The 203-nt window shown below is 62.1% G+C and carries 1 protein-coding gene; it reads left to right on the top strand.

All coding sequences use genetic code 11. The annotated features are described in order from the left end of the window. On the top strand, window positions 1-203 hold a 203-nt coding region (locus IE94_RS40775; RefSeq protein ID WP_037925330.1), incomplete at both ends, for a hypothetical protein.

Raw genomic sequence — 203 nt, 5'->3', positions numbered from 1 at the left:
TATCAGAGTCACCTGGCTTACAAGGATTTTTCGGCGCGGCTGCACAGGTTGTCGGGTCTGCTGGAGGAGTCGGTCACGGCGTCGGGCCGGGCTCTTCCGCCGGAGATCGCGAAGCGTTATGTGCGGGCGACGCGGATGGTGACCGACGACGGGGGCAGGAATTATGTCGTCGAGTTCGCGAAGCAGTTGGACGATATCGCCGA

The organism is Streptomyces violaceorubidus (assembly GCF_000717995.1).
Classification (GTDB): Bacteria; Actinomycetota; Actinomycetes; order Streptomycetales; family Streptomycetaceae; genus Streptomyces; species Streptomyces violaceorubidus.
The sequence above is the reverse complement of the archived record's forward strand: the minus strand, read 5'-3'. Positions and strand labels throughout refer to the sequence as shown.